The sequence below is a fragment of the Serratia sp. TSA_198.1 genome (genome assembly GCF_052686505.1).
In genome coordinates this window covers 1,561,509-1,583,465 of record NZ_JBQZFP010000001.1, presented here as the reverse complement: position 1 = coordinate 1,583,465, position 21,957 = coordinate 1,561,509, and the positions used below count along the sequence as shown (strand labels likewise).

Annotated in this window: 17 protein-coding genes; 6 read left to right on the top strand and 11 right to left on the bottom strand. The window is 58.6% G+C overall.

The features are described from left to right. The first annotated feature begins 79 nt into the window (after window positions 1-79). Window positions 80-427, top strand: a complete 348-nt coding sequence (locus ACUTSW_RS07575; protein WP_445584069.1) for a DUF1294 domain-containing protein — start codon at window positions 80-82, stop codon at window positions 425-427. 36 nt (window positions 428-463) lie between these two features. Here the strand turns inward: ACUTSW_RS07575 and ltaE are convergent, their stop codons facing one another. From ltaE to ACUTSW_RS07550, 5 genes are all read right to left on the bottom strand, one after another. Next, window positions 464-1,480 (bottom strand): low-specificity L-threonine aldolase, encoded by a 1,017-nt coding sequence (ltaE, locus tag ACUTSW_RS07570; RefSeq protein ID WP_445584068.1) that lies wholly within the window; start codon window positions 1,478-1,480, stop codon window positions 464-466. 167 nt (window positions 1,481-1,647) lie between these two features. Then, window positions 1,648-3,369 carry a ubiquinone-dependent pyruvate dehydrogenase gene (poxB, locus tag ACUTSW_RS07565; protein WP_063202893.1) on the bottom strand — a complete coding sequence of 574 codons (1,722 nt, stop codon included), beginning with the start codon at window positions 3,367-3,369 and terminating at the stop codon, window positions 1,648-1,650. 202 nt (window positions 3,370-3,571) lie between these two features. Continuing rightward, window positions 3,572-4,576 (bottom strand): NADH oxidoreductase, encoded by a 1,005-nt coding sequence (gene hcr, locus ACUTSW_RS07560; protein ID WP_445584067.1) that lies wholly within the window; start codon window positions 4,574-4,576, stop codon window positions 3,572-3,574. 56 nt (window positions 4,577-4,632) lie between these two features. Next, window positions 4,633-6,282, bottom strand: coding sequence for a hydroxylamine reductase (gene hcp, locus ACUTSW_RS07555; RefSeq protein WP_445584066.1), 1,650 nt, complete (start codon window positions 6,280-6,282; stop codon window positions 4,633-4,635). A gap of 172 nt (window positions 6,283-6,454) precedes the next feature. Further along, complete coding sequence (locus ACUTSW_RS07550) at window positions 6,455-7,351, bottom strand: lysine exporter LysO family protein (protein ID WP_445584065.1); 897 nt, start codon at window positions 7,349-7,351, stop codon at window positions 6,455-6,457. A gap of 192 nt (window positions 7,352-7,543) precedes the next feature. Here ACUTSW_RS07550 and ACUTSW_RS07545 point away from each other — a divergent pair, with 192 nt between their 5' ends. Next, window positions 7,544-9,208 (top strand): ATP-dependent endonuclease, encoded by a 1,665-nt coding sequence (locus ACUTSW_RS07545; protein ID WP_445584064.1) that lies wholly within the window; start codon window positions 7,544-7,546, stop codon window positions 9,206-9,208. A gap of 13 nt (window positions 9,209-9,221) precedes the next feature. On the opposite strand, the gene ACUTSW_RS07540 is transcribed toward ACUTSW_RS07545, so the two are convergent. Continuing rightward, on the bottom strand, window positions 9,222-10,172 hold the full coding sequence (locus tag ACUTSW_RS07540) for a VirK/YbjX family protein (RefSeq protein ID WP_445584063.1): 951 nt from the start codon (window positions 10,170-10,172) through the stop codon (window positions 9,222-9,224). 481 nt (window positions 10,173-10,653) lie between these two features. Here ACUTSW_RS07540 and macA point away from each other — a divergent pair, with 481 nt between their 5' ends. After that, window positions 10,654-11,766, top strand: coding sequence for a macrolide transporter subunit MacA (gene macA / locus ACUTSW_RS07535; protein ID WP_445584062.1), 1,113 nt, complete (start codon window positions 10,654-10,656; stop codon window positions 11,764-11,766). Continuing rightward, window positions 11,766-13,712 carry a macrolide ABC transporter ATP-binding protein/permease MacB gene (gene macB / locus ACUTSW_RS07530; protein ID WP_445584061.1) on the top strand — a complete coding sequence of 649 codons (1,947 nt, stop codon included), beginning with the start codon at window positions 11,766-11,768 and terminating at the stop codon, window positions 13,710-13,712. Before macA ends, macB begins: the two co-directional genes overlap by 1 nt. Window positions 13,713-13,847: 135 nt before the next feature. Here the strand turns inward: macB and cspD are convergent, their stop codons facing one another. Next, on the bottom strand, window positions 13,848-14,069 hold the full coding sequence (gene cspD, locus ACUTSW_RS07525; RefSeq protein WP_004942590.1) for a cold shock-like protein CspD: 222 nt from the start codon (window positions 14,067-14,069) through the stop codon (window positions 13,848-13,850). Between the two features lie 357 nt (window positions 14,070-14,426). Here cspD and clpS point away from each other — a divergent pair, with 357 nt between their 5' ends. Both clpS and clpA read left to right on the top strand, forming a co-directional pair. Beyond that, window positions 14,427-14,747, top strand: a complete 321-nt coding sequence (clpS, locus tag ACUTSW_RS07520; RefSeq protein WP_004928347.1) for an ATP-dependent Clp protease adapter ClpS — start codon at window positions 14,427-14,429, stop codon at window positions 14,745-14,747. 27 nt (window positions 14,748-14,774) lie between these two features. Beyond that, window positions 14,775-17,054 (top strand): ATP-dependent Clp protease ATP-binding subunit ClpA, encoded by a 2,280-nt coding sequence (gene clpA / locus ACUTSW_RS07515; protein WP_013812275.1) that lies wholly within the window; start codon window positions 14,775-14,777, stop codon window positions 17,052-17,054. Window positions 17,055-17,267: 213 nt separating this feature from the next. On the opposite strand, the gene infA is transcribed toward clpA, so the two are convergent. The 4 genes from infA to cydD all read right to left on the bottom strand — a co-directional run bounded on the left by infA (window position 17,268) and on the right by cydD (window position 21,854). Continuing rightward, window positions 17,268-17,486, bottom strand: a complete 219-nt coding sequence (infA, locus tag ACUTSW_RS07510; RefSeq protein WP_002211347.1) for a translation initiation factor IF-1 — start codon at window positions 17,484-17,486, stop codon at window positions 17,268-17,270. A gap of 106 nt (window positions 17,487-17,592) precedes the next feature. Then, window positions 17,593-18,318 (bottom strand): leucyl/phenylalanyl-tRNA--protein transferase, encoded by a 726-nt coding sequence (gene aat, locus ACUTSW_RS07505; RefSeq protein ID WP_004942593.1) that lies wholly within the window; start codon window positions 18,316-18,318, stop codon window positions 17,593-17,595. 18 nt (window positions 18,319-18,336) lie between these two features. Next, window positions 18,337-20,085, bottom strand: coding sequence for a heme ABC transporter ATP-binding protein/permease CydC (gene cydC / locus ACUTSW_RS07500; protein WP_445584060.1), 1,749 nt, complete (start codon window positions 20,083-20,085; stop codon window positions 18,337-18,339). A 2-nt stretch (window positions 20,086-20,087) separates the two neighbouring features. Beyond that, window positions 20,088-21,854 (bottom strand): heme ABC transporter permease/ATP-binding protein CydD, encoded by a 1,767-nt coding sequence (gene cydD, locus ACUTSW_RS07495; protein ID WP_445584059.1) that lies wholly within the window; start codon window positions 21,852-21,854, stop codon window positions 20,088-20,090. Window positions 21,855-21,957 lie beyond the last annotated feature (103 nt).

Sequence of the window (21,957 nt, the reverse complement as noted above, 5' to 3'; positions counted from 1 at the left end):
TGTGTGGTTATGAGGGAGTTGCATCTGCCATGAGGCGGGGTCACACTACGGGCCGTTTGCCTGTGATAAGCCGGATGATATGAAACTGAATGCTGTTTGTTATGCCCTGTTGGGCCTGGCTTTAGTCGCCAGCCTGTTTTTCCTGCATCCGATTGGGATGTGGTGGCTGTTGGCCAACCTGCTGACGTTGCTGGTGTACGGCGCGGATAAGTTTGCTGCGCGCAAGGGCTGGCAACGGGTGCCGGAAAGCACCTTGTTGGTGTTTGGGCTGGTGGGGGGATGGATTGGCGCGATAGTCGCACAGCAGCTGTTTCGCCATAAAACTCAGAAACAGCCGTTCAAAACCTGGTTTATCCTCAGCGTGGTGCTGAACCTGGTGGCGACGCTGGGGATCTGGTACTGGGTTTACGGCCGCTGGATTATCTGAAGGCGGGGCGCAGTAGCGCCCCGTTCGGGTCAGGGTTCAGGCATGCTGGCGGAGGAACTCCCGCCATAAATCGACGACTTGCTGCAGATCCTGACGGCTGACGTCGAGATGGGTCAGAATGCGCGTCAGCGGCCCGCTGCTGATCAGCACGCCACGCTCTCGCATCCACGGCCCCAGCTTTGCCGCCAGCTCTGGCGATTGGCGCAGGTACAGCACGTTGGTTTGTGCGCCCGGCTCAGCAACCTCCACGCCCATCCCCTGCAATTGCTGTTCCAGCCATTTGGCGTTGTCGTGGTCATCGCGCAGCCGTTCGACGTTATGCTCCAGCGCATACAAACCCGCTGCCGCCAGAATACCGGCCTGGCGCAGGCCGCCGCCGGTCATTTTGCGCCAGCGCACGGCGCGCTGAATAAAGGCTTCACTGCCGCACAGCAGCGAACCTACCGGCGCGCCCAGCCCTTTCGACAGGCAGATGGTGAAGGTGTCGCAGTATTGCACAATCTCTTTCAGCGGCAGGTTCAGCGCGACGGCGGCATTGAAAATGCGCGCGCCGTCGATGTGCAGCGCCAATTGATGCTCGCGGGTGAACCGCCAGGCCTGTTGCAGGTACTCCTGCGGCAGCACGCGGCCGCTGATGGTGTTTTCCAGGCTCAGCAGACGGGTTCTGGCGAAGTGAATGTCATCGGGTTTGATTGCCGCCGCTACCTTGTCCAGCGGCAGGGTGCCGTCCGGGTTCGCCTCAATCGGCTGCGGCTGGATGCTGCCGAGCACCGCCGCGCCGCCAGCCTCGTATTTATAGTTATGCGCCTGCTGGCCGACAATATACTCATCGCCGCGCTGACAATGGCTCAACAGCGCCACCAGGTTGGCCTGGGTGCCGCTCGGCAGAAACAGCGCCGCTTCCTTGCCGGACAGACGAACCGCTTCCGCCTCCAGCGCGTTTACCGTGGGATCATCGCCATAAACGTCATCGCCCACTTCGGCCTGCGCCATGGCTTGGCGCATGGCGGCGCAGGGGCGGGTCACGGTGTCACTGCGTAAATCGATAAGCATACAACTCCTTTATCCCCTTCATCTTTCAAGCCGCAGCGTTGTTAGCTGCACATGCTTACCCCAGTCACTGACTTGAGTCAGCTCCTGGGGATTCACATGTTTGCCGCCTAGCTGCAACTTGAAATCTATTGGGGATAGTTATAGTGATGGGAAAGAGGATACGATTATTAACGTAACCAGTTGGTTTTCGCCAGTTCGACCACTTCGTCGCCACGGCCGTTGATAATGGCGCGCAGCATATACAGGCTGAAGCCTTTGGCCTGTTCGAATTTGATCTGCGGCGGCATCGCCAGCTCCTGTTTGGCGGTCACCACATCCAACAGGGCCGGGCCGGGGTGCGCCAGCATTTCTTGCAGCGCAGCGTCCAGATCCGAAGCCTTCTCGACGCGAATGCCCTTGATGCCGGCGGCGTTGGCAATCGCCGCAAAATCCGGGTTGTGCAGATCGGTACCGTCGGTCAGGTAGCCACCGGCCTTCATTTCCATGGCCACAAAACCCAGCACGCTGTTGTTGAAGATCACAATCTTGACCGGCAATTTCAACTGGGTCAGCGACAGGAAATCCCCCATCAGCATGGTAAAACCGCCGTCGCCGCACAGGGCGATCACCTGCTTGCCCGGCTCGGTGGCTTGTGCGCCGATGGCCTGCGGCATGGCGTTGGCCATCGAACCGTGGTTGAACGAACCCAGCAGGCGGCGTTTGCCGTTCATTTTCAGGTAGCGTGCCGCCCACACTGTCGGTGTGCCGACGTCGCAAGTGAAGATGGCGTCGTCGTTGGCGTATTGGCTGATCTGCTGCGCCAGATACTGCGGGTGGATAGGCTGATCGTCATTGGCGCTCGCCAGCCCATCGAGATCCTTGCGCGCAGTGCGGTAGTGCTCCAGCGCCTTGTCAAGAAACGCGCGGTCGCTCTTCGGTTCCAGTTGCGGCAGCAGGGCGGTGAGGGTGGTGTGGATATCGCCCACCAGCGCCATGTTGACCGGGCAATGCGCGCCGATGCTGCCGGGGTTGATGTCGATCTGAATGATGTTGGCGTTGGTCGGGTAGAACGCGCGGTACGGGAACTGGGTGCCGAGCAGCACCAGGGTATCGGCGTTCATCATCGCGTGGTAGCCGGACGAAAAGCCGATCAACCCGGTCATGCCGACGCTGTACGGGTTGTCCCATTCGATATGCTCTTTGCCGCGCAGTGCGTGGACCACCGGCGCTTGCAGCAGCTCGGCCAGCTTGACCACTTCGTCATGCGAACCGGCGCAGCCGCTGCCGCACATCAGCGTGATGTTCTTCGCCTGATTCAGTATGGCCGCCAGCTTGTTCAGCTCGCTCATCGGCGGTTGAACCAGCGGCAGCGCCGGGGTATGCCAGACCATACTGGCGTCTTCCGGCGCCATGCGCAGCGCCACGTCGCCCGGCAGCACGATCACCGACACGCCACGATTGAGGATCGCCTTACGCATGGCGATTTCCAGCACCCGCGGCAGTTGTTCCGGATTGGAGACCAGTTCACAGTAGTGGCTGCATTCACGAAACAGTTCTTGCGGGTGGGTTTCCTGGAAATAACCGCTGCCGATTTCGCTGGAGGGAATATGCGCGGCAATCGCCAATACCGGCACGTGGTTGCGGTGGCAGTCGAACAGGCCGTTGATCAGGTGCAGGTTACCCGGGCCGCAGGAGCCGGCGCAAACCGCCAACTGGCCGGTGAGCTGGGCTTCTGCGCCGGCGGCAAACGCGGCCACCTCTTCGTGGCGTGTGCCCAGCCATTCGATGGTGCCCATGCGGTGCAGGCTGTCGCTAAGGCCGTTGAGCGAATCGCCGGTGACGCCCCAAATGCGTTTCACGCCAGCCTGCTCCAGCGTTTTGGCGACCAGTGTGGCTACGGTTTGCTTCATAGTTCCCCCAAACATTATAAAGATACCCGTCATCTTTCATGCCACAGCGTTGTGGGCTGCGACTTGAAATCCAGTGGGTATGAATCGTTAAGTCTTTTTCAGATGGACGTAATAAAACGCACGGAACAGGGGAAAGTGTAGAAGGGGTATACGGGACGTGCTTGCCGATAAATGCCCCATCGGTGAGATGGGGCAGCAAGCATCAGGCGAGGGTGACGTCGCCCTGCAACTGGCAACTGCACGCCAGCACATACCCTTGGGCGATCTCGGCCGGGGTGAGCGTCATGCTGCTGGTGGTGGTGTAGTCACCGTCGAGAATGCGGGTTTTGCACGAGCCGCACACCCCGGCGCGGCAGGCGGCGTTAACCGGCAGCGCGTGGGCCTCCATTGCCGCCAGCAGCGAGCTACCGACCGGTACGCGGAACTCGCGCAGCGGCCGGGCGGCGCGCAGCGTTAGTCCTTCGCCTTGCCCGGAGTCCGTTTCCGCCGGCGTATGGAACTGTTCTTTGTGGAAGCGGGCTGCCGGCACGCCAAGCTGGCGGCAAAGTTGCTCCGCCTGCGTCATGTAAGGCGCGGGGCCGCAGGTCATCACCGTACGTTCGACAATATCCGGCGCGGCCTGTCGCAAGGTTTCTAACGTTATCCGTCCGCTGAGATAACCCGGTTGCGCATTCTGTTCGGCCATCAGCGTCAGTTGCAGTTGAGGATGCGCGGCGCACAACTCGCGCCATTGTTCGGCAAAAATCGTATCGGCAGGGGTACGTACGTTAAAGATCACGGCAATATCGCAGGCCGGACGATTGGCTACCAACCAGCGACACATGGAGATAATCGGCGTAACGCCACAGCCGGCCGCCAGCATCAGGTAACGATCGGCCGGGTGCCGTTCGCAACTGAACTCTCCCTGCGCATCGGACAGCCACAGGGTGTTACCGGGTTTGACCTCCTGCGTCAGCCAGCGCGAGCCCGCGCCGTCCGGCAGGCAGCGCACGCTGATGCTGAGAAAACGGCTTTGGCCGGGTGAGGAAGACAGCGTATAGGCGCGCAGCGTTTCTTCGGTATTGCGGATGCTGACCAGCGCAAACTGGCCGGCCTGATAAGGGTAAAAAACGTCGCAGATCAGGTTCAGCGTCCAAACGTCGGCAGTTTCTTGCCGGATCGAGTGTACCTGCATGCGATTGGGGCAAAGGGGAGTGGGTTGGGTCATAGAGCACCTCAAAGGCAAAGAGGCCGGCATAGGCGCGGCCCCGAAAAACAACGGCATCAACCGAGCAAGGCTTGCAGGTCCTGCTCAACGGTGGTGATCGGGCGCATGCCGAACTTGTCGTAGAGGATCGCCATCAGGTTGTCGGTCAGGAAGCCCGGTGCGGTCGGGCCGGTGACGATGTTTTTTACCCCCAGCGACAGCAGCGTCAACAGGATGACGATCGCCTTTTGCTCAAACCACGACAGCACCAGGCTGAGAGGCAGTTCGTTGACTGTGCAGCCAAGCGTTTCGGAAAGTTTGACCGCCAGCATGATGGCGGAATAGGCGTCGTTGCACTGGCCGACATCCAGCAGGCGTGGCAGGCCTTCCAGCGTGCCGAAGTCCAGCTTGTTGAAGCGGTATTTGCCGCAGGCCAGCGTCATGATCAGGCAATCTTGCGGCACGCTGCGGGCGAAGTCGGTGAAATAACTGCGCTCATCGCGGCTGCCGTCACAACCGCCGACCAGGAACACGTGGCGCAGTTTCTTCTGAGCCACCAGATCGATCACCGTATCGGCGGCGTTGAGCAGTGTCTGGCGGCCAAAGCCGACGGTGATCATATGTTCGATCTCGGTATAAGGGAAACCGCTCATGCCCTGCGCCTGGGCGATCACGCGGGTGAAATCTTCCCCTTCCAGATGGTTAACGCCCGGCCAGCCGACGATGCTGCGTGTCCAGATGCGATCGCCGTAGTTGCCGACGTTAGGATCGATAATGCAGTTGGAGGTCATCAGGATGGGGCCGGGGAATTTGGCGAACTCTATTTGCTGGTTCTGCCAGCCGCTGCCGTAATTGCCGACCAGATGTTTGAATTTTTTCAGTTCCGGGTAGCCGTGCGCCGGCAGCATTTCACCGTGGGTATAGACGTTAACGCCCTGGCCCTCGGTTTGCTCCAGCAGCATGCGCAGATCTTTCAGATCGTGGCCGGAGATCAGAATCGCCTTGCCCGCTACCGGGCGTACATTCACCGCACTGGGGATCGGATCGCCATAGGCCTGGGTTTCACCGTGATCGAGGATCGCCATCACGTTGAAGTTCATTTTGCCGATACCCATGGCGTTGTTCAGCAGGGTATCCACGTCGCGCGGCTGGGTGCCGAGCCAGGCCATAAAGGCGTGGTAATCGGCATAGATTTGGTCGTTGAACTGGCCCAACACGTGGGCGTGCTCCATATAGGCCGCCGCCCCTTTCAGGCCGTACAGGCACAGCATGCGCAGGCCGTGAACGTCGTCGCCCACTTCGGTTTTGTCGGTGTTGAGGGCGAACTGTGCCGCCTGCTGCAACAGCGCCGGCATGTCGTCGCCGTCAAGTTGCAGACTCGCCAGTGGATGATCGACGTGTGCGCCGGCATCCAGCAGCCGGCAGCGTGTGGCCAGCGAGTCACGCAGGAGCAGAGTTTCCCGCGCGTAGCCGACAATGCGATCAGAGTCGAAGTTAACGTTGGTCAGAGTGGAGAAGAAGGCGCGTGGGGCAAAGCTGTCGATTTCGTGATCGATAATCCCGAGCGAGCGAGCCAACAGAGCCCAGGCGGACAGCCCTTGCAACGCCGCTACCAGCAGATCTTGCAGATCGGAGGTTTCCGCCGTTTTGCCGCACATGCCCTGAGCATACGAGCAGCCGTTGCCTGCCGGGGTACGGATGGTTTGTTCACATTGCACACAGAACATAATCGCTTCCTTTTTTAAAGTTGCATTTATAATGCTTGTTTATGAGCATAGATCGGCAACCGGGGCTTAAAAAGGCTTTTGTGATACTACTGTGGGCAAGTTTGATTTAGCGCAATTTTACCCTGCGGATGGGAATTATTACGCTTTACGGGGGCATAGCCCCCGGAAGAAATCACGAGAACAGGGCGATCAGTACCGGCGCCAGCAGGCTCAGCAGGAACCCGTGCACGATGGCGGGCGGTACCATTTCCAACCCGCCGCTGCGCTGTAATACCGGCAGGGTAAAGTCCATCGAGGTGGCCCCGCACAGGCCCAGCGCCGAGGAGCGGCTGCGGCGTACCAGGGTCGGGATCAGCATAATTGCCACCAACTCGCGCGCCAGATCGTTAAAGAAGGCCGCGCTGCCCAGTACCGGGCCATAAGCGTCGGTGATCAGAATACCGGAAAGCGAATACCAGCCGAAACCGGAAGCCATCGCCAGCCCGGCTTTGATCGGCAGCCCCAGCAATTGTGCCGCCAGCGCGCCGCCGGCCAGTGCGCTGATCGTCACCACCACCGCCACCATCATGCCGCGCCGGTTAATCACGATTTGACGCAGCGTCATGCCGCTGTTGCGCAGTTGGATACCCACCAGCAGCAACAGGAAAATCAACGCGTATTCACTGCCCTTTCCGGCAAACTGCAGCCACTGCCACTGTGTCAGACCGAGCATGAAACCGCCTAGCACCACGCCGCACAGTTTGAGTGATTCCAGCGCCATATGCAGGCGCGAGGGCAGCCGTTCCTGTTTATGGCTGTTGCGCCAGGGCATTTTGCGTTCCAGCAGCGTCAGCATCAGCAAGCTGGCGGCCAAGATGCACAGGAAAAACACCGCGGCGTACTGGAATATCAGCAACAGGTTGCTGCTCAAATCTTCCAGAAATGCCAGACTGATGCCCATAAAAAACAGGATCACGTAAACCATCCAGCTCAGCAGACGGTTGATGGCCTGGAGTAACGTCCGGCTGCGTAAGGGGATGAGATAACCGGCAATCAGCGGTAACAGAATAATCAACAGTCCTGAATACATGGTGAAGCTTGCGTCCTTTGTTCTGGGGGCTGTGCGCGGATGACCGGCGAGGCCCACACGCTAACCAAAACGGTGGCCGGAGTAAAGCGGCAGATTTGATGCAGTCTGCTTGACCTGCAAGGGGTTTTTTGACCATGCTCTGGAAAGGTCACCTTCATTGAGGACGGTGACGGCACGCACGGGAGGCGGCAGATGTTCTTAGAGCGTATCGAGATTGTAGGTTTCCGCGGCATTAATCGGTTGTCCCTGATGCTGGACGACAACACGCTGCTGCTCGGCGAAAACGCCTGGGGTAAATCCAGCCTGCTTGACGCGCTGACCCTGCTGCTGGCGCCGGAGCAACAGCTATACCGTTTTGAAGTGCACGACTTCCATTTTCCTCCCGGCGAAGAGGCGGCGAAAGACCGGCACTTGCAGGTGGTGTTTACCTTTTGCGAGAAAGACCTCGGGCACGCTCATCTCCCCCGTTATCGCCACCTGTCGCCGCTGTGGGTCAAGGGCGATGATAATCTGAACCGTATTTATTACCGTTGCGAAGGCGAACTGGCTGATGACGATACGGTGTGCACCTGGCGCAGTTTTTTGGACGCCGAGGGCAATGCGATGCAACTGCATCATATTGAACAGCTGGCGCACGCCATTATCCGTATTCACCCGGTATTGCGTTTGCGCGATGCGCGTTTTATTCGCCGCTTGCGGCCCAGCACGCTCAATGACGAGCACCCTGCGGATAATCAGGCGCTGGCTCAGCAGTTGGATCAATTGACGCGCGAACTGGTGCGCAATCCGCAAAAGCTGACTAATGGCGAGCTGCGTCAGGGGCTGGCGGCGATGCAGCAACTGCTGGAACACTACTTCGCTGAGCAGGGATCGCAGGTGGCGCGCCCGCGCAGGCACCGGTTGGATCAAGATCAGGACCAGCAGGCGTGGCGCTCGCTGGACAGCATCAACCGTATGGTCGCTGAGCCGAACAGCCGCAGCATGCGGCTGATTTTGCTGGGCATGTTTTCTACGCTGCTGCAGGCCAAGGGCAACGTCAAGTTGGATCCGCACGCCCGGCCGTTGCTGTTGGTGGAGGACCCGGAAACCCGGCTGCACCCGATCATGCTGTCGGTGGCCTGGGGGCTGCTCAACCAGTTGCCGCTGCAGCGCATCACCACCACCAATTCCAGTGAGCTGGTGTCGCTGGTTCCGGTGGAACACGTTTGCCGGCTGGTACGCGAGTCGGGACGGGTTGCCACCTATCGCCTTGGGCCACGCGGGCTGGGGCCGGAGGACGGGCGGCGGATTGCTTTTCATATTCGCTTTAACCGGCCGTCATCGCTGTTTGCCCGCTGTTGGCTGCTAGTGGAAGGAGAGACAGAGGTTTGGCTGCTGAGTGAACTGGCGCGCCAGTGCGGCTATCACTTTGAGGCGGAAGGGGTGCGGGTGATTGAATTTGCCCAGTGCGGCCTGAAGCCGTTGCTGAGGTTTGCTCGCCGTATGGGCATTGAATGGCATGCGCTGGTGGACGGCGACGAGGCCGGGAAGAAATACGCCAACACCGTGCGTAGTTTGCTGGATAACCACGGCGACAGCGAGCGTGACCGCCTGACCGCGCTGCCGGCGCCGGATATGGAGCACTTTATGTTCCGCGAGGGGTTCAGCCCGGTGTATCACCGCGTAGCTTCTGTGCCGATCAATGCTCAGATGCCGATACGCAAGGTGATCCTGAAGGCGGTGCATCACTCTTCGAAACCCGATTTGGCTATCGAAGTGGCGATGCAGGCCGGCGAGTGGGGCACCGATTCCGTGCCGCCATTGCTGAAGAAAATGTTCTCGCGTGTGATCTGGCTGGCGCGGGGCCGGGCGGATTAGGCACCCGGCAGTCTTATCGGGTACTGAAATGTTCGGCCATTCCCTGTTCCAGTTCATCCAGCAATTGATAACGACGGCGGTATTCTGCCCGTTTCTTGCTGACCACCTCATCGATCGGTTTACGCGTGATGCGCTCCGGCAGCAGGAAGTAGCCGCTGTCGAGCATCTTGCCGCCCATTGAGCTCCAGAACTGATCGTAATCGGCGTGCAGTTGGGCTTTCTTTTTACTGTGATAACGCCAATTCTGATAAATATGGGTGGTATTGCCAACTGCCACTATTTGCCGGATGCCCAGGTGATGACCCAGCGTGCAGATGCCTTCCAGCACCAGCCGTTTCGGAAACAACCCGTGGCATTCCTTGGTGGCGTGCTGAATTTCCGCGTGCGGCACCTGGTTGTTGGCCCCCTGCAAGCCGCCGATGAACAGCGTCGGCTGTTGCTGATAGTGCATCAGCGCAAAGGTGATTTCCGCCAGCATAATGCCGTTGGCGTTACGCAGCAGCAGGGTGGCTTCCCCTTCTTTGTTCAAATGATCGATGGCCGACAGCTCCAGCGAAACCGATTCGCCGCTTTTGCCGCTGGCGGTGGCCAGCACAAAGGGTTTCTTCAGATGACCGATACGCATTTTCAGCGGCATGCGCTGCGCGCTGAGAGCGTAATGATCGCGCAGGGCGAACAGACACTCGATCTTGTTCATGTTCGCCGCCAGATAGGGGCGATGCAGCTTGCAGGGCAGATTGGGCTGCGCGCTCAGAATCTCATCCCGCAGAGGATTGGACGCCAGCGTGTTCAGCAGGGCGCTGGTAGTGCGCCAGCAAAACAGCGAGCGGCTGAGAAACTTCAGGCGGAATGAGGTTTTTTTCCAGGCATTACTCGGCGCCATATCGCCATTAATCAGTGCCGTCATCAGTTGCCAACCGTTAAGCGGGCGTGCAGATACGAGTGGATAGCTGAGCTGAGACATGATGAAATCCTTGGCAGTGTCGAATAGCGCTATTTCAGCAAGCTTTCGCTAAACGGGAGTTCAATGCTTAACTGTAACCAAGGGTGTCTCCACATTGTGTTGAGCTAAGGTTTAGTTACAGCCTATTGCTGTACACGGCATTTTTGCTCCGTTTCCGCCTGAAATTACCTTCTTGCTTGGGAAAAGCAGCCTCGCGCCAAAACGAGCGGCCAGGTTGCTTTTCCCAAACCATTCTCTGCTGCAACGTTTATCGGACGTTAAGTCGCGGGAGGTGCCGGGGATAATTTCATCTATTGCTGCCAGTTTCCCTCATGGTTTGCTCTTAATTCTGACTTAATGCGCACATAGTCCGTGAAGGTTATAATCCCGTTCAACTTATTATGAGCATGATGAATAACGGATTTACACCGGATGAGATGCCGGGTAAATCGTCTGGGTTATTTGAAGTAAGTGATAAAAAAACAAAAGGATGATGGCATCAATGATGTTTAAAGGACATAAGCGACGCTGGGGCATCGCACTGATCGTCGTGGCGGCGATCGCCGCGCTGGCGATCTGGCATTTCAGCCGCCCGGCGCCAACCCCGTTTAAAACGGTGAAGGTGGCCAAGCGCGACCTGCAGCAAAATGTGCTGGCGACTGGCCAGCTTGACGCGGTGCGCAAGGTTGACGTTGGTGCGCAGGTCAGCGGTCAGTTGGAAAGTCTGTATGTTGAGATCGGCGATAAGGTGAAAAAAGGCCAGTTGCTTGGCGTGATCGATCCGCAGCAGGCACAAAACAGTATCCGCGAGGGTGAGGCGACGCTGCGTGAACTGCACGCTCAACTGCAACAGGCCCAGGCCGAACAACAACTGGCGGCGGTGACGCTGCAGCGCAATCAGGCACTGGCGAAGTTGCAAGCGGTATCGCGCCAGGATCTGGATCAGGCGGCGACGCAACTGGCGGTGAAGAAGGCGCAGGTCGGCACCATCAATGCGCAGATTGCCCGCAATCAGGCCAGCCTGGACACCGCTAAAATCAATCTGGCATTTACCCGTATTGAAGCGCCGATGGACGGCGATGTGGTGCAGATAACCACGCTGCAAGGCCAGACGGTAATCGCCGCGCAGCAGGCACCGAACATTCTGACGTTGGCGGATCTCAGCACCATGCTGGTGAAAGCGCAGGTCTCGGAAGCGGACGTTATCAGCCTCAAACCGGGTCAGAAGGCCTGGTTTACCGTGTTGGGCGATCCTAACCGGCGTTTTGACGGCGTGCTGAAAGACATTCAGCCGACGCCGGAAAAGGTTAACAACGCCATCTTTTACTATGCGCGTTTCGAAGTGCCGAACCCCGAAGGTCTGCTGCGTCTGCAGATGACGGCGCAGGTGCATATTCAACTGGCGGGCGTCAGCCAGGCGCAGGTCATTCCTCTGGCGGCGCTGGGCGACCAAATCGCCGATAACCGTTACCACGTCGCGGTATTGAAACAGGGCAAGGAAGAGAAACGCGAGGTGACCATAGGTCTGCGTAATAATATTGACGTACAAATTACGAGCGGCTTGAGCATCGGGGATGAAGTTATTGTCAGCCGTGGCGGCTCGGAGGCCAACTGATGGCGGCGCTGTTACAACTGAGCGGCATCCGCCGCAGCTATCAGTCGGGCGATCAGACGGTGGACGTGTTGAAAGGCGTGAGCCTGAGCATCGACGCCGGTGAAATGGTGGCAATCATGGGTGCCTCCGGTTCTGGCAAGTCTACGCTGATGAACATTCTCGGCTGTCTGGACAAGCCCAGCGCCGGCGTATACCGGGTGGCAGGCCAGGATGTGGCGACGCTGGATGGCGATGCCTTGGCCCGGCTACGGCGCGAGCATTTTGGTTTTATCTTCCAGCGCTACCATTTGCTGCCTCATCTGAGCGCGGCGCATAACGTCGAGGTGCCGGCGGTCTACGCCGGGCTGGGCAAGGCAGCGCGGCGTGAACGGGCGGTAGCGCTGCTGCAGCGCCTTGGGCTAAGTGAACGTGTCAGCTACCGGCCGAGCCAGCTTTCCGGCGGTCAGCAGCAGCGCGTCAGTATCGCCCGCGCGCTGATGAACGGCGGCCAGGTGATCCTGGCGGATGAGCCGACCGGTGCCCTCGACAGCCATTCCGGTGAAGAGGTGATGACAATCCTCAAGCAACTGTGTGAGCAGGGGCATACGGTGATCATCGTGACTCACGATCCGGCTGTCGCTCGGCAGGCTGAGCGGATCATTGAAATCCGCGACGGCGAGATCATTGCCGATTCACGCCCGGCGCAGCAGGGCAATCCGAATGCCAAACCGCTGGAACTGGCCGCGCCGGCACCGTCGTGGCAGCAGATGGCCGGCCGCTTGCGCGAGGCGCTGGTGATGGCGTGGCGGGCGATGGCGGCGAATAAAATGCGCACTGCGCTCACCATGTTGGGCATTATTATCGGCATCGCTTCGGTGGTCTCGATCCTGGTGATCGGCGACGCCGCCAAGCAGATGGTGTTGGCGGATATCAAATCCATCGGCACCAATACGGTGGATATTTACCCCGGCAAGGACTTTGGCGACGACGATCCCACTTTTCGTCAGTCGTTGAAATATGATGATCTTGATGCGTTGCGCGAGCAGCCTTATATCAGCGCACTGTCACCGACCATCGCCAGCAGCATGCGATTGCGGTTGGGCAACGTCGATGTGGCGGCCAATGTGACCGGGGTCAGCGAGCAGTTTTTCCGCGTCTACGGCATGACCTTCACCCAAGGGGCCGGTATTGATCCGTTCCAGGTGCAGTCGCAGGCGCAAACGGTGGTTATCGACGCCAATACCCAGCGCCGGCTGTTCCCGCACCAGAAGAACGTGGTGGGTGAGGTGATTTTGGTGGGTAACATGCCGGCAACGGTGGTCGGGGTGGCGAAGGAGAAACAGTCGATGTTCGGCAGCAGCAAGACGCTGAACGTTTGGGTTCCCTACAGCACCATGGCCAACCGGCTGATGGGCAACGCCTATTTTGATTCGATCACCGTGCGTATCCGTGACGATTACAATAGCCAGGAAGCGGAGCAGCAGTTGACGCGTTTGCTGACGCTGCGTCATGGCAAGAAAGACTTCTTCACTTATAACATGGACAGCCTGGTGCAGACCGCGGAGAAAACCACGCGCACGCTGCAACTGTTCCTGACGCTGGTGGCGGTGATTTCATTGGTGGTCGGCGGGATCGGCGTGATGAATATCATGCTGGTGTCGGTGACGGAGCGTACGCGCGAGATTGGCATCCGTATGGCGGTGGGCGCCCGTTCCGGCGACGTATTGCAGCAGTTCCTGATTGAAGCGGTGTTGGTGTGCCTGGTTGGCGGTGCCCTGGGGATTACACTGTCCTTCGCCATCGGGTTGCTGGTGCAACTGGTGCTGCCAGGTTGGCAGATTAACTTCCCGCCGGCGGCGTTGTTGAGCGCGTTTTTGTGCTCTACCGGTATCGGCGTGGTGTTCGGTTATCTGCCTGCACGCAGTGCTGCCCGGCTTAACCCGATCGATGCACTGGCGCGCGAGTAATAGCCTATCTCCGTGGTATTTGACGCTGCGGCGTGATTAGCGGCAACTCGACATTATAGCGTATAATAAAAAATGCCAGTCACACGGCGGCTGGCATTTTTAGCGGGTTGCTTTAGGCTGGCTCTGCATCGGCGTTTAGGCCAGTGCCTCGCTTTCCAGCGGCACAATAAGACTCGCATGGTTCCCTTTCGGCCCTTGGTGCACGTCAAAACTGACCTGTTGGCCGGCTTTTAGTGTCCTGTACCCATCCATTTTAATCGTTGAATAATGGGCGAATATGTCTTCGCCGCCGCCTTCAGGACAGATAAACCCAAACCCTTTGGCGTTGTTGAACCATTTAACAGTACCCGTCTCCATGCTTTTACATCCCTCGCAACGCTATTTTAGGTGAGATGAATAACTGAATTCGCACCCGCCAAAGGCAGGTAGCAGATGAGCACGGGGCGGTTAAAAGACCACCAGCTCACGAATTTACACTCTAGAGCAAATGATCATCACGTCAAGGGATCGGCTTTTGTCCGCAGGAAGCAGTTCATCAAAGTTTGAAGCAGTTAACGCTATTGACATTGTTTGGTAACAATTTGTCAGAGATTTTTGCGCACGTTCCAGTACGGCGAGATGATGACGAAGATGATAAAATAGTAGTGATACCCCACTTTGAATAACCGGAACCTGTCCCCATATCAGAGGACAGAGCAGAGAAGATGAGCAGCAATGGGCAATAACAACGATTGGCTGAATTTTGAACACTTGGCCGAAGAAAAACAAATCGATGCGGTAAAACCGCCGTCTATGTATAAAGTTATACTTAACAACGACGATTACACACCGATGGAATTTGTGATTGACGTTCTGCAAAAGTTCTTTTCTTATGATATTGAACGTGCAACGCAACTGATGCTCACGGTCCACTATCAAGGCAAGGCGATCTGCGGTGTTTTTACCGCCGAGGTGGCGGAAACCAAGGTCGTACACGTGAACCGTTATGCAAGGGAGAACGAGCATCCGTTGCTCTGTACGCTGGAAAAAGCCTAGATTTTGGCAATTATTGGGGAGGTGCTTATGCTCAATCAAGAACTGGAACTCAGTCTCAACATGGCTTTCGCCAGAGCGCGTGAGCACAGACACGAGTTTATGACCGTGGAGCACCTGTTGCTGGCGTTACTCAGCAACCCTGCCGCGCGAGAGGCGCTTGAGGCATGTACGGTAGACCTGGCCGCACTGCGCCAGGAACTGGAAGCCTTTATCGAACAAACCACGCCGACGTTGCCTGCCAGCGAAGAAGAGCGCGACACTCAGCCGACGCTAAGCTTCCAGCGCGTGCTGCAGCGTGCCGTATTCCATGTTCAATCTTCCGGCCGCAGCGAAGTCAGCGGTGCCAACGTGCTGGTGGCGATTTTCAGCGAGCAGGAGTCGCAGGCGGCTTATCTGCTGCGCAAACACGACGTCAGCCGTCTTGACGTAGTGAATTTCATTTCACATGGCACACGTAAAGACGAGCCGGGCCAAGCGCCAAATGCGGAAAACCCGGTGAACGAAGAGCAGTCCGGAGGGGAAGACCGTATGGAAAACTTCACCACCAACCTCAACCAGTTGGCCCGTGTGGGCGGTATCGATCCCCTGATTGGCCGCGACCCAGAGCTGGAGCGCGCTATTCAGGTGTTGTGCCGCCGCCGTAAAAACAACCCGCTGTTGGTCGGCGAGTCCGGCGTGGGTAAAACCGCCATTGCCGAAGGGCTGGCATGGCGTATCGTGCAGGGCGACGTCCCGGAAGTGATGGCGGATTGCACGCTGTATTCCCTGGACATCGGTTCGCTGCTGGCCGGTACCAAATACCGCGGCGACTTCGAGAAACGCTTCAAGGCGTTGCTGAAACAGCTGGAGCAGGACAAGAGCAGCATCCTGTTTATCGATGAGATCCACACCATCATCGGTGCCGGTGCGGCTTCCGGTGGGCAGGTGGATGCGGCCAACCTGATCAAACCGCTGCTCTCCAGCGGCAAGATCCGGGTGATTGGCTCCACCACCTATCAGGAATTCAGCAACATTTTCGAAAAAGACCGTGCGCTGGCCCGTCGCTTCCAGAAAATCGACATTACCGAGCCGACGCCGGAAGAGACCATCCAGATCATCAACGGTCTGAAAACCAAGTACGAAGCGCACCATGACGTGCGTTATACGGCCAAGGCGGTGCGTGCGGCTGTTGAGCTGTCGGTGAAGTACATCAACGACCGTCATCTGCCGGACAAGGCTATCGACGTGATCGACGAGGCGGGCGCTCGCAGCCGGCTGATGCCGATCAGCAAACGCAAGAAAACCGTCAACGTTGCGGACATTGAGTCCGTGGTTGCGCGCATTGCGCGTATCCCGGAAAAAACCGTATCGGCAAGCGATCGTGATGTGCTGAGAAGCCTGGGCGACCGTCTGAAAATGCTGGTGTTCGGTCAGGATCAGGCGATCGAAGCGCTGACCGAAGCGATCAAAATGAGCCGTGCGGGTCTGGGCCACGATCGCAAACCTGTCGGTTCCTTCCTGTTTGCCGGGCCAACCGGCGTCGGGAAAACTGAGGTGACGGTGCAGTTGGCGAAGGCGATGGATATCAAGCTGCTGCGTTTTGACATGTCCGAATATATGGAACGCCATACCGTCAGCCGCTTGATTGGTGCGCCTCCGGGCTACGTCGGTTACGATCAGGGCGGGCTGCTGACCGATGCGGTGCTCAAACATCCGCACTCGGTGGTGTTGCTGGATGAAATCGAGAAGGCGCATCCGGATGTGTTCAACCTGCTGTTGCAGGTTATGGACAACGGCACCCTGACCGATAACAACGGTCGCAAGGCGGACTTCCGCAACGTGATCCTGGTGATGACCACCAACGCCGGGGTTCGTGAAACCGAACGCAAATCGATCGGCCTGGTGCAGCAGGACAACAGCACCGATGCGATGGAAGAGATCAAAAAAGTGTTCACGCCGGAGTTCCGTAACCGTCTGGACAACATTCTTTGGTTCAACCATCTGTCGACCACGGTGATCCAGCAGGTTGTCGATAAGTTTATTGTCGAACTGCAGGCACAGTTGGATGCGAAGGGCGTGTCGCTGGAAGTGAGCGACGAAGCGCGTGACTGGCTGTCGGTGAAAGGCTACGACCGTGCGATGGGCGCTCGTCCGATGGCGCGTGTGATGCAGGAAAACCTGAAGAAACCGTTGGCCAACGAACTGCTATTCGGTTCACTGGTGGACGGCGGCTCGGTGAAGGTCGAACTGGACAAAGACAACCAGAAACTGACTTACCACTTCCTCAGTGCGCAGAAACGCAAAGCGGATGAAGGTGCGGTGCACTAAAGGCCGGCCAGTCCAGATAATGAAAAAGCGATGCTTCGGCATCGCTTTTTTATGGGTGAAAGTATTTCATCACCACTACAAAAATGAGCGAGCCCTCTCGGTTTACCTGCGCTCTTGCAACTCGATGTTGAACGTTGCTACGGGGGTAAACGGAAAGGGCTCCGGAGGGGTTACATCCTCGGTGCCGCCATCGGCTGGCGACGAGTGAGCCGATTAACGGCTACGGAAGACAATGCGGCCTTTGCTCAGGTCGTACGGGGTCAGCTCTACAGTGACTTTGTCGCCCGTCAGGATGCGGATGTAGTTCTTACGCATTTTACCGGAGATATGTGCGGTTACTACGTGCCCGTTTTCCAATTCAACGCGGAACATAGTGTTCGGCAGCGTATCAAGAACGGTGCCCTGCATTTCAATATTGTCTTCTTTGGCCATCGAATCCTCTAGGTCTAACTACCTTAGTTTTTAACCGGCAAGATAATGCCGAAAAACCCACATTATGTAAAGACGTGTCGGTGAACATTGCACCGTTTCCGCAAAATTAGTTTGTTGGGGAGGGTGGTTCAGCCTGCTGTGGGGGTAACACTTGCGCTGCCCAGCATTCCGGTGCTAACGGCTTGCGTTGGAGGTTACTGAGCTGTTGTAAAAATTGGCGGCGGGGGATTTCTCTCGCTCCCAGCGTGGCAGTGTGAGCGTTAAGCACCTGACAGTCAATCAATTCTCCGCCATAAGCGGCAAAATGCCGACAAAAAGCCAATAGCGCGCACTTGGAGGCGTTGGTGGTGCGACTAAACATCGATTCGCCGCAGAACAGCGCGCCCTGCGCCACGCCGTACATGCCGCCTACCAGCTCTTTATCCTGCCATACCTCGACTGAATGGGCGAAACCGAGGCGGTGCAGATGCAGATAGGCGCGCTGCACCTCCGGGCCGATCCAGGTGCCCTCATGCGGCCGAACGGCGCAAGCGGCTATCACCGCTGCAAAGTCGTGGTTCAGCGTAATGCGAAAGGGATTGCCGCTCAGAAAGCGTTTCAGGCTGCGACTGATATGGTATTGCGCCGGGAACAACACGGCACGCGGGTCAGGCGACCACCACAGAATGGGCTCCCCCGGCGAAAACCAGGGGAAGATACCGCGCTCATAGGCGGCCAGCAAACGCGGCGCCGTCAGGTCGCCGCCAATGGCCAGCAGGCCGTTAGGATCGCGCAGTGCGCCCTCTGGCGAGGGAAACGCGAGTGACTGCGGTGACAGCTTAACAATACGCATAAAAGGTCTCAGCGTCCTCTACAGGCCATTTTCAAGCGGTATCCCACTGATGCGCTGGCGGAAACGGGCATAACGCCCTTGCCGGCGCATCAGGGTAAGGTGGTCGCCCTGTTCGACAATCCGGCCGCCGTCCATCACGCAGATGCGGTCAAGATGTTCGAGCCCATACAGGCGGTGAGTCACCAGGATCAGCGTTTTACCCTGGCAGTGCCGGCGCAACAGCGCCAGGATCTGCTGTTCGGTTTCGGCGTCCAGGCCCTCGGTCGGTTCGTCGAGCAACAGCAGAGGCGCCTGATGCAACAACGCGCGGGCAATACCCAGGCGACGTTGTTCACCGCCGGAAAGCTGGCGGCCGCCATCCCCCAGCCAGGCGTTTAGCCCTTCGTTTTCCAACAACTTTTCCAGCCCGACCTGGCACAACACGTCGCGTAACTGTTCGTCGGCCGCCGTCGGGGCGGCGATGCGCAGGTTTTCCCGCAGCGTGTTGCTGAAAATATGCACCCGCTGGCTGACGACGGTGGTCATCTGGCGCAGCGTAGTTTCATCATAGGCGCTGAGCGGCTGGCCGTTGAGCAGTATGCTGCCGCTATCGGCGTTCCAGGCGCGGGTTAACAACTGCAACAGGGTAGATTTGCCGCAACCGGTTCGCCCTAGCAGCGCAATGTGTTCCCCGGTGGCAATCTCCAGCGTGACGTCTTGCAACACCGGCAGAGGTTGGTCGGGATAGCTAAAGGTGAGCTGTTGCAGGCTTAACGCAGCGCCGCTCCCGGCCGCCGGGCCGCTGGCCGGGAAAGTGACTTCCGGCTGCCGATCGATAACCTGTTTTACCCGTGTGGCGGAAGCGATGACCTGGCCGAGATGCTGGAAGGCTCCGGCGACCGGCATCAGCGCTTCAAACGAGGCCAGCGCGGCAAACACAAACAGCGCAATCAGCGCGCCAGGTTGAGTATCGCCACCTATGCCGCCGGCGGTGAGCCACAGCAACAGCGTTACCGTCAGGCCGCTGGCCAGGATCATCACCCCCTGCGCGATCCCCCCCAGCGAAGCCTGTTGCCATTGGCGGTGCTGCCAGTGCCGTTCGGTGGCATCCAGACTGGCGCGGAAATCATTGACTGCGCCGAACACCACCAGTTCGGCCTGGCCCTGCAGCCAGGCGGTCAGATCGGTGCGGTACTGGCCGCGCAGGGCGGTCAACTGGCCGCCAATCGGCTTGCCGGCGCGGTAGAATACCGGCGGCACCAGCAACAGCAGCAGCAACAAAATACCGCCCAGCGTCAGGGCCAGCGAGCTGTCCAGCCAACTGAGGCCGTAGGTGACCACGATGATCACCACCGCGGCGCTGACTAACGGCGAGATCACCCGCAGATACAGATGGTCCAGCGTATCGACGTCCGCCACCAGCCGGTTAAGCAGGTCGGCCTGCCGGAAACGGGCGATGCCGCCCGGTGACAGCGGCAGGATCTTTTTAAAGGTAAATACCCGCAGATGAGAAAGAACGCGGAAGGTGGCGTCGTGACTGACCACGCGCTCTGCGTAGCGCCCGGCGGTGCGGAAGATTGCCGCGCCACGCACGCCGGCAGCCGGCAACATGTAGTTGAAGGTAAACAGGCCTGCCAGCCCGGCGAGCGCCGATGCGGCGAGGAACCAGCCGGAAAGCGCCAACAGGCCGATACTGGCCAGCAGCGTGACGATGGCCAGCAGGATGCCTAGGCAGATCAGCAGGCTGTGACGACGGTATAGCGCCAGGAACGGCAGCAAAACGCGCATGATTATAGCTCCCCGCTGCGGTGTGCGATCAGATTGGCGAACAACCCAGGTTGGGCGCTCAGCGTGGCGTAATCGCCTTGCTGCACGATCCGCCCGCCTTCCATAACCCAGATCTGGTCGTAATCTTCGGTGTCTTCCAACTGGTGTGTGACCAGCAGGGTGGTTTGCTGATGCGAGGCTGCGTTGAGCGCCTGCATGACTCGACGTTCGCTGTGCGCGTCCAGGCTGGCTGCCGGCTCATCCAGCAACAGCAAACGGCGTGGGCTGATGAGCGCCCGGGCGACCGCCACGCGTTGCGCCTGGCCGACGGACAGACGTGCGGCGCTATCGCCGACCTCAGTGTCCAGACCCAGCGGCAAATGCGGCAAAATCTCGCTGACGTAAGCCTGCTCCACCGCCTGTTGCAATTGGGCTTCACTCGCCTGCGGGTGACCCAGCAGAATATTTGCCCGTAGCGTTTGTGCCGGCAGGTGCGGGTTTTGTCCCACCCAGCCGAGCTGCCGACGCCAGCCTTCTGCCGCCAGCTCACGCAGCTCGGTGCCGTTGACCGTCAGTGAACCGCGATAGGGCAGGAAGCCGAGCAGTAGATTCAGCAGGGAGCTTTTGCCGGCGCCGCTCAGCCCGACCAGAGCAATGCGCTGGTGTGTGGACAGGGTGAAACTCAGAGGGCCGGCCAGCAGCACGCCGTTTGGCGACAGAATTTCCAGATCCTGCGCTTTTAGCTCCAGCGGTGCGTCGGTATTCAGCTCCTGCGTGCCAGTGCCCCTTTGCTCGCCTTCGGCGCCGAGGAAAGTTTCCAACGCTTCTGCGGCGCCCACGGCCTGCGCTTTGGCATGATAGAAAGCGCCCAGATCGCGCAGCGGCTGGAAGAACTCCGGAGCCAGAATCAGCACCAGGAAGCCGGCAAACAGCGTAACGCCGGTGCCGTAGCTGCCGAAATTCAGCTCGCCAAGGAAGGAGAAGCCAAAATAGACCGCCACCACGGCGATGGAGATAGAGGCAAAGAACTCCAGCACCGCCGATGACAGGAACGCCAGCCGCAGCACTTCCATGGTGCGGCTGCGGAAATCCTCGGACGACCTGGCGATCTGCGCGGTTTCCGCCTCAGCCCGGTTAAACAGACGCAGCGTATCCAACCCGCGCAGGCGATCGAGGAAATTGCCGCTCAGCCGCGCCAGCGCCACAAAGTTGCGCCTATTGGCGTCGGCGGCGCCCATGCCGACCAGCGCCATAAACAACGGGATCAACGGGGCGGTCGTCAACAGAATCAGACCGGCGGCCCAGTTGATCGGAAATACGGTTATCAGGATCAGCAACGGGATAAACACCGCCAGATACATCTGCGGCAGATAGCGGGAGTAATAATCCTGCATATCTTCGATCTGCTCAACGATGATGCTGGCCCAACTGCCCGCCGGTTTCCCCTGGATCCAGGCGGGGCCGAGCTGCTGAAGTTTGTCCAGCACCTGCCGACGCATACGCTGGCGGATCACCTGGCCGCAGATAAAACCAACGCGTTCACGCAGCCAGCTCAACAACGCGCGCAGCGCGAAAGTGGCGGCCAACCAGATAAACGAGGAGATCAACTGTTCGCGCGGGGCGTGTTCGATAATCAGGGCGTGGAGCAGGGCGGCCAACAGCCATGCCTGCACGACAATCAGAATGCCGCTTATCAGCCCCAACAGCATGGAAAGGCGCAGCCAACGCTGCGCCAACGTGCTCTGAGTTTTGAGCCAACGGGTTAACTGTTGCTGTCTGGTTTTTTTCATCAGATATGAGTCTGCGTCGCCGGTGCCTGTTGTTACAAGCAAGGTTAACGTACTGTTAAAAAAAGTGTTTGCCTCAACCTGAAGCGAACAAGCGAAGGCTAAT